At 46.9% G+C, this 7889-nt stretch carries 6 protein-coding genes and 1 pseudogene; all 7 read right to left on the bottom strand.

Annotation, left to right across the window (positions count from 1 at the left end; translation table 11 throughout):
- Positions 1-11: 11 nt before the first annotated feature.
- Positions 12-1136, bottom strand: a complete 1125-nt coding sequence (locus tag VN105_RS09935) for a sensor protein KdpD (protein ID WP_325640361.1) — start codon at positions 1134-1136, stop codon at positions 12-14.
- Positions 1137-1146: 10 nt separating this feature from the next.
- The gene (locus VN105_RS09930; protein WP_325640360.1) at positions 1147-2229 is read right to left on the bottom strand and encodes a porin; all 1083 of its coding nucleotides are present in this window, start codon (positions 2227-2229) and stop codon (positions 1147-1149) included.
- 114 nt (positions 2230-2343) lie between these two features.
- The gene (gene kdpC, locus VN105_RS09925) at positions 2344-2907 is read right to left on the bottom strand and encodes a potassium-transporting ATPase subunit KdpC (protein ID WP_325640358.1); all 564 of its coding nucleotides are present in this window, start codon (positions 2905-2907) and stop codon (positions 2344-2346) included.
- A 25-nt stretch (positions 2908-2932) separates the two neighbouring features.
- Positions 2933-4978 (bottom strand): potassium-transporting ATPase subunit KdpB, encoded by a 2046-nt coding sequence (kdpB, locus tag VN105_RS09920; protein ID WP_325640356.1) that lies wholly within the window; start codon positions 4976-4978, stop codon positions 2933-2935.
- Between the two features lie 20 nt (positions 4979-4998).
- The gene (kdpA, locus tag VN105_RS09915; RefSeq protein ID WP_325640354.1) at positions 4999-6711 is read right to left on the bottom strand and encodes a potassium-transporting ATPase subunit KdpA; all 1713 of its coding nucleotides are present in this window, start codon (positions 6709-6711) and stop codon (positions 4999-5001) included.
- A gap of 239 nt (positions 6712-6950) precedes the next feature.
- Positions 6951-7286, bottom strand: coding sequence for a DUF7674 family protein (locus VN105_RS09910; RefSeq protein WP_325640352.1), 336 nt, complete (start codon positions 7284-7286; stop codon positions 6951-6953).
- 263 nt (positions 7287-7549) lie between these two features.
- Positions 7550-7771 (bottom strand): annotated as a pseudogene (locus VN105_RS29785) (DUF86 domain-containing protein); the annotation flags it as partial.
- Between the last annotated feature and the right edge of the window lie 118 nt (positions 7772-7889).

Below are 7889 nucleotides of genomic sequence, written 5' to 3'. Positions count from 1 at the left end.
TCTGAACGTACTCATGATAATATAATAATATCGATATCGTTGGAAGAAAGCGTTTTCAACAATTGGTTAAACAGGTTGGTCCGCAAAATGATACGGAAAAGACTGATATGTGGTTTCCCCATACAAATAGTGGTGACCCGTTTCTGTAATGCAATGTTAATAATAGCTTCCGATACTTTGGCGTTATGCTCCCGGATTACCTCTGCACCGAGTTCTGTAGCGAGTTTCAGGTTATTAATAAGATGGCGTTGGGCAGCCAGTGCTATTTTATCGGCGCTCTCGCCAGGGGTTTGCACGTATAATACAAACCAGTCGGCGTGATAATAAGCTGCCAACCGCGCCGTTTTACGGATCACTTTCCGGGCCACTTCATCGTTGGTGGAAATACAGGCCAGGAAGCTTTCGTGGCGCATCTGCAGGTTACGCGGAATCTGTATCTCCACTTTTCTTTCCACCTGTGTGGTTACTTCTTTCAGTGCCAGCTCCCGCAACTGCAGGATCTTATCTTCCTGGAAAAAATTACTCAGGGCATTCTCTACTTTGGAACGGTCATAGATCTTTCCTTCTTTCAGGCGGGTGATCAGTTCACCGGCGGTGAGGTCGATGTTCACTACTTCATCGGCCATTTGCAGTACCAGGTCGGGAACACGCTCCTGTACTTCCACACCGGTGATGGATTTTACTTCCTGGTTAATGCTTTCAATATGCTGGATGTTTACCGCAGAAATAACATTGATCCCTGCATTCAACAGGTCTACCACATCCTGCCAGCGTTTTTCATTTTTGGAGCCGGGAATATTGCTGTGGGCCAGTTCATCTACCACTACCCAATCGGGCGCCAGGAGCAGGATGGTAGAAAGATCCATTTCTTCCAGCATTTTCCCTTTATAGAATACCTGCCTGCGGGGTATCTGTGGCAGGCCATCCAGCAGGGCATGCGTTTCCGCACGCCCATGGGTTTCGATGTAGCCGATCTGGATATTCACCCCGTTTCTTAACATGGTATGCGCTTCCTGCAACATGCGGTAGGTTTTACCTACACCGGCGCTCATACCGATATAGATCTTGAACTTCCCCCTGCCGGCACGATTAGCCAGGTTAAGAAACTGTTGTACGGAGTGTTCTTCTTCTGTCATTATTATTTTATTAGAACCATACTGCCAATGAAGCCGTGATAGCAGTATTGGTATTTTTCAGCGTTGTTCCTTTCATGAATGTTTTATCCTTTCCGTCGAATGTTCTGCCTTCCAACCGGAACATCACGTTATTTACCGGCGTAAAATCAAGGTTAAGCGAGTAACCGGTAGTTTGAAAGCCGTCCGGTGTACCGGTACTGATAATAACACCGTTCTGATCGTTGTAGTGTTCCACGCGACCTGCCATTGTAAATTTATCTGTAAATGCATACCTGGCAATTACAACAGGACTATACCAGCTGTTGAAGTCCGGTGATCCTTTGGCCTTTTGCTGCAGTCCGTAGTCGAATCCTGCAATGAGGCTGAATTTATCTGTTATACTAAAGGTACCATAAACATTATTAAAGTAGCGCATCTGGCGTATACTGTCGGGGAGATCATTACCGATATAAGTGCTCCAGTTGAGCAATATTTTTGCCGTTGGCTTAAAGGTGATCTGTGTACCAAAAGAAGGGGTTTGGTTGCCCTCCACTTTTTTGATCCTTTGCCATCCGTTCAGGTACATGGCGGCAAACGACCATTTGTCGTTGGGCGTCCACGTTACTTTAGCGCCGGTTTCGTAATACGGTGAATTTTCCGCCAGGATGCTGCGGGTAAGAGTAGGGCAATCTTTCCCTACAGCGCTTTCAAAACCGATATGCGCCGGCATTACCCCCGCATCAATCCAAACATTTTTACCAACACGGATACCTGCATTGGCTTCGTATACATATTGCATGAGGGTAGGTTCTGCGGCCAGGTTGTATTGCGGATAAGTGCCTGCCATCAGTGCTACGTTAGCCCGGACCCTGTTTGATGTATAGGCGGCTTTCACCATCGCCAGGTTAAGGTTTAATTCATTATGACGGTTATAGTTGTACAGGAACCCGGGCTTTGTATGGTTATCCGGGTTATTCAGGTCATAGCTGTAATACGCTTCGGCATAGCCGGAAAAGGTTACTTTTCCTTTCTCTTTTTCCTGTGGCGGAGCATCCTGGGCAAACATAGTAATGCCAGCTGCCAGGGCCCCGGCCAGTAATAAAATTTTCTTCATCTTAAATATATAGGTTCGTGTGAGTTGAATCACTGGTAACCTGCTGCCGCAGATTACCAGGCAAGAGGTTTTTCACAAGACATTCACAGGTTAAAGGAATAAAAGGACTGCGCCCTACTTCATATCATCGAGCGCTATGTTTAATTTTAATACGTTAACAGTAGATAAACCAAACAGCCCCATTAAAGGCCCCCTGGTATTGGCATCGATCAGTTGCTGCAGCTTACCGGCAGGGATACCTCTTAGCTTAGCTACGCGCGGTACCTGCACATAGGCCGCTGCAGGAGTGAGGTGTGGGTCTAACCCGCTGGCAGAGGCGGTAACCAGTTCCGCAGGAATGTTCTCTTTTTTAATATCGGGGTTGTGCACCATGAAAGAGTCAATCCTTTCCTGCACTGTTTTCAGGTAATCCGGGTTGCCGGCTGCTTTATTGGAACCACCGGAACCGGCGGCGTTATAATCCACTGTAGAAGGACGTGGCTGGAAATATTTATCGTCACTGAATTTCTGTGCTATATTTTCATAACCCACCACTCTTCCGTTATGCGTTACCTTGATGCCATCGCCGGCGCCGGGAGCCATTTTGGCCACACCGGCAATGAACAGCGGGTATAATCCCCCCAGTAATACCACGAGTAATAAGGTGAGTTTTACGGAAGGCCAAAGATATTTTTTCATCTCTTTAAATTTTATCAGTTTATAATTACATGAAAAGCGCTATCAGCATATCAATCAGTTTGATACCGATGAAAGGCGCAATGATACCGCCAACGCCATAGATCAGCAGGTTGCGGCGAAGCAATGCACTGGCGCCGATAGGCTTGTAAGCCACCCCGCGTAAAGCCAGCGGGATCAGCATCGGGATAATGATAGCGTTGAATATCACCGCGCTCAGGATAGCCGTTTCAGGGCTGTGCAGTTTCATGATATTGATGCCCTGCAATGCCGGTATAGACGCCACAAACAACGCAGGAACGATAGCGAAATATTTTGCCACATCGTTGGCGATAGAGAAGGTGGTAAGCGTACCACGCGTCATCAGCAACTGCTTACCGATTTCCACAATTTCAATCAGCTTGGTAGGATCGTTATCCAGGTCCACCATGTTACCCGCTTCCTTGGCCGCCTGTGTACCGCTGTTCATGGCCACGCCTACATCGGCCTGGGCCAGGGCAGGAGCATCGTTGGTACCGTCGCCCATCATGGCTACAAGACGGCCTTCATTTTGTTCCTTACGGATATAACTCATTTTATCTTCCGGTTTGGCTTCCGCGATGAAGTCGTCCACACCGGCTTTGGTGGCAATATATCTGGCAGTAAGCGGGTTATCGCCGGTTACCATCACCGTTTTCACACCCATTTTACGCAGGCGGTCGAAACGTTCGCTGATACCCGGTTTAATGATATCCTGCAGTTCTATAACACCTTGTACCTTGCTGTTGAGCGCCACTACCAGCGGTGTACCACCGTCTTTTGAAATAGATTCTACTTTAGCCAGTGTTTCTGCGGGAAAAGTAAATCCTTCTTTTTCAGCCAGCCGGCGGATGGCATCATAAGCGCCTTTGCGGATACGGCTGCCATCGGGCAGGTCTATACCGCTGCTGCGTGTTTCTGCGGTGAATTTCACCAGGCTGGCGCCGCTTACAGATAATGTACTAACCACTTCCTTGCCCGCCAGCTCCACGATGGATTTGCCTTCCGGCGTTTCATCGGACAATGAGCTGAGTGCGCAGAGGCGGATAAATTCTGCAGTGGAAGTGCCATTGGTAGCATAAAAATTAGTGGCCTTACGGTTGCCGATGGTGATGGTACCGGTTTTATCCAGTAGCAGCACATCTATATCGCCGGCAGTTTCCACGGCTTTCCCTGATTTGGTGATCACATTGGCACGCAGGGCACGGTCCATTCCTGCAATACCGATGGCAGATAATAAACCACCGATAGTAGTAGGAATGAGACATACAAACAACGAGATAAAGGCGGCAATGGTGATAGGCGTTTGCGCATAGTCGGCAAATGGTTTCAGCGTTACGCATACAATAATAAACACCAGGGTAAAGCTGGCCAGCAGGATCGTTAATGCGATTTCATTAGGCGTTTTCTGCCTGCTGGCGCCTTCTACGAGGGCAATCATTTTATCAAGGAAAGATTCCCCGGGTTCGGTGCTTACCCTTACTTTAATATGGTCGGACAATACTTTGGTACCGCCTACCACACTGGATTTATCGCCGCCGGCTTCCCGGATCACCGGCGCACTTTCACCGGTGATGGCCGATTCGTCGATGCTGGCTAACCCCTGTACTATTTCCCCGTCGGCAGGAATAATGTCGCCCGGGTCGCATACAAAGATGTCGCCTTTACGCAGGGAAGAGGAAGAAACAATTTTTATTTCATTAGTGAAGATCTCCCCCACCAGTTCCACCTTTTTTGCAGGCGTTTCTTCCCTTGTTTTACGCAGGCTTTCCGCCTGCGCTTTACCACGCGCTTCTGCAATGGCTTCCGCGAAGTTGGCGAATAACACGGTAAGGAACAGTATCACAAATATTGCCGCGTTATATACTGCGCTGCCTTGTTCCTTATTGCCGGTAAACATCGCGTACAGCGCTACTATCAACATTACGGCAGTGCCTATTTCCACGGTGAACATCACCGGGTTTTTGATCATTAATTTCGGGTTCAGTTTTACGAAACACTGCTTCAGGCTTTCCATCACCAGTTCTTTCGGAAACAATTTATTATCATGCTTCATGGTAGTCAGTCATTAAAAAATTACAGGGAAAAATACTCAGCGATCGGACCCAGTGCCAGTGCCGGGAAATAAGACAAGGCAGTGAGGATAATGATCACCGCAAAGGTCATCGCCCCAAAAGTGAGTGAATCTGTTTTCAGCGTACCGGCAGATTCAGGTATATATTTCTTGGAAGCCATCAGCCCGGCAATAGCCACCGGCCCGATAATAGGCAGGAACCTGCCCAGGATCAGCACAAAGCCGGTAGATACATTCCAGAAAACGTTTCCATCTCCCAAACCTTCAAAACCAGAACCATTATTGGCATTGGCAGAAGTATACTCATACAGCATTTCAGAAAAACCGTGATAACCGGGGTTATTTAACCAGGCCGATGGCTTCACCGCCCAGTTGGCATCCGGATGATGCGATAATACCCACGATGATAGAGCAGTACCTGCCAGTATCAGGAATGGCGACAGCAGCGTAATAATGGCAGCTATCTTTACTTCCCGCGCTTCCAGCTTATGGCCCATAAATTCAGGCGTACGGCCTACCATGAGCCCCGATATAAACACGGTGATAATAATAAAGATGTAGTAGTTGAGGATACCCACGCCACAACCGCCATAGAAGCAGTTCAGCATCATACCCAGCAATTGCATCATGCCGGTCATGGGCATGGTACTATCGTGCCAGCCGCATACAGAACCGGTGGAAATAATAGTAGTTACCGTGCTCCAGTATCCTGTAGCTGCAGCACCAAACCGCACCTCTTTACCTTCCATTGCCCCGGTGGCCTGTTGGATGCCCATGTGGGCTATGGCAGGGTTACCAGCCATTTCCTGTTGCATGGAAGGGATCAGCAGGCATATCATCCCAATGGTCATAATCCCGAAGATGACCATCGCAAATTTTCTTCGCTGTATAAACATGCCCAGAACAAATACCATGGCGATGGGAATAAGCACCTGCGCTACCATTTCCGTCATCCAGGTAACATAGTTGGGGTTTTCCAGCGGATGGGCCGAGTTAGCGCCAAACCATCCGCCACCATTGGTTCCGAGGTGTTTGATGGCTACAAAGCCCGCTACCGGGCCATGCGAAACATTCACCGTATCGCCCTGCATAGTTACAATGGCTTCCTTACCGGCATAACTGGCAGGCATGCCATTGAAAACAAAGATCAGCGCAATCACAATACTTATTGGTAAGAGGATACGGGTAATCGTTTTCAGGAAAATATCCCAGAAGTTCCCCAATTTAGTAGTGGTTTTTTCTTTCATGGCTTTTAAAACCACTACCAGTGCAGCGATACCGGTGGCGGCGCTCACAAACTGCAGGAAGGCAAGTACAAATAATTGTGTGAAATAAGTAACGCCCGTTTCACCGGAGTAGTGCTGCAGGTTACAGTTCACCATAAAACTGATGGCGGTGTTAAACGCCAGATCAGCCGACTGCCCGGGATTTCCATCTGGGTTCAGCGGCAGTTTATCCTGGAAAAACAGCGCAAAAAAGGCGTATACAAACCATACAAGGTTGATGGTGAGTAAGGCCTTCATGTGTTGCTTCCAGTTCATTTCCTCAGCAGGATTGATACCGGAAATTTTAAAGAAGAGGCGTTCCAGCGGCGACATAAAATCGGACCAGGTCCGGTCGCCCCTGAATACCTTTACAATGTACCTCGACAGGGGCCAGGCAAGTAGCAGCGTGATGCCGTAGGTGGCAATTACGCCTAAGATTTCTGTTGTCATTTTTATAGTCAGTTAAATAAGCTTCGCGTATAGGCGTGGGAGTGATATCTCCAGTCAGAATTTTTCAGGCTTCAGCAATACATAGATCATGTAGCCGAAAACGAAAAGTGACAGAATAAATAATGCGTTCATAAAATAACCGTGTTTAGATCTTTTCGAAATAGTCAACTGATTTGAAGAATACAGCGAAGCAGGCCAATCCCGCCAGTACCAGGAGAATAGTCATCATAAAAAATGTTTTAAATAGCTATAGTTTGTAAATGTTGAATCCTTACATTTTTCAGTGATAAAGGAAGTAGTTCCTTATGTTTTCCGCAGAGGAGAGGGGAAAGCGTGTACATAAACGCGCTTTCGATGGCGTTGCGCAGGGCGTTGCTCCCATTGTGATACAGTACAGCCGCCACGTTAAAACAACGTTTCACCTCATGAAGCTGTTCGCTCCTGATCATCCGGCCTGTATAATCGGCAAAAGTGTGGATCACTTTACTGATGGTTCCTTTTTGTTGTTCTGCGGGAAATGTTAAGCCCGGAATCTGTAAACCTATCAGTTGAGAGATTTTTGAATCTGGTAGCATTTGGATCAATTGTTTTGATACAAACGGGGTAATGCCAGCGGAGTGCCAGCATTGGCACGGAGGTTCTTTTATTTTTTAATTAAGTAATAACCAGTGTGTTAGATAATATTTCAGGGAGATGGGGAGAGGAGAGGTACTGGGATAACCATGCAGAAATGGTAGGGTACTTTTCAAAAATGAAAGTGTTGGCAGGGGATAATTCAATAAAAAAAGTGAGATTCTGCCTGGCGGCAAATATCTCACTTAACAACTTATTAGTATTTTTATTCTTCCAGGTTCTCTAAAATATGTGCTATTCTTTCCTTCAAAACAGGAATATCATTCTCAACAATTTGCCAGATCACTTCGGTATCTATTCCAAAGTATTCATGCACTAGAATATGTCTGAGTCCAATGATCTGTCGCCATGCAACATCTGTATAAAGGTCCCGTAATTCTTTTGTAAGCAGGTTCGCAGCTTCCCCTATGATCTCAATTTGCTTTACAGAGGCAAATTGAGATCATAGAATTTTCAAAAAAATCCGAAAGGGTTTTATCAGCGGTATAGCTTTCAATTTCTTTTATTGCCTCTGCAATGTGTTGTAACCGCTGCCTATCACCCAT

It is taken from the genome of Chitinophaga sp. (assembly GCF_035564935.1).
Lineage (GTDB): Bacteria > Bacteroidota > Bacteroidia > Chitinophagales > Chitinophagaceae > Chitinophaga.
This window is presented reverse-complemented; position numbering and strand designations above follow the sequence as displayed.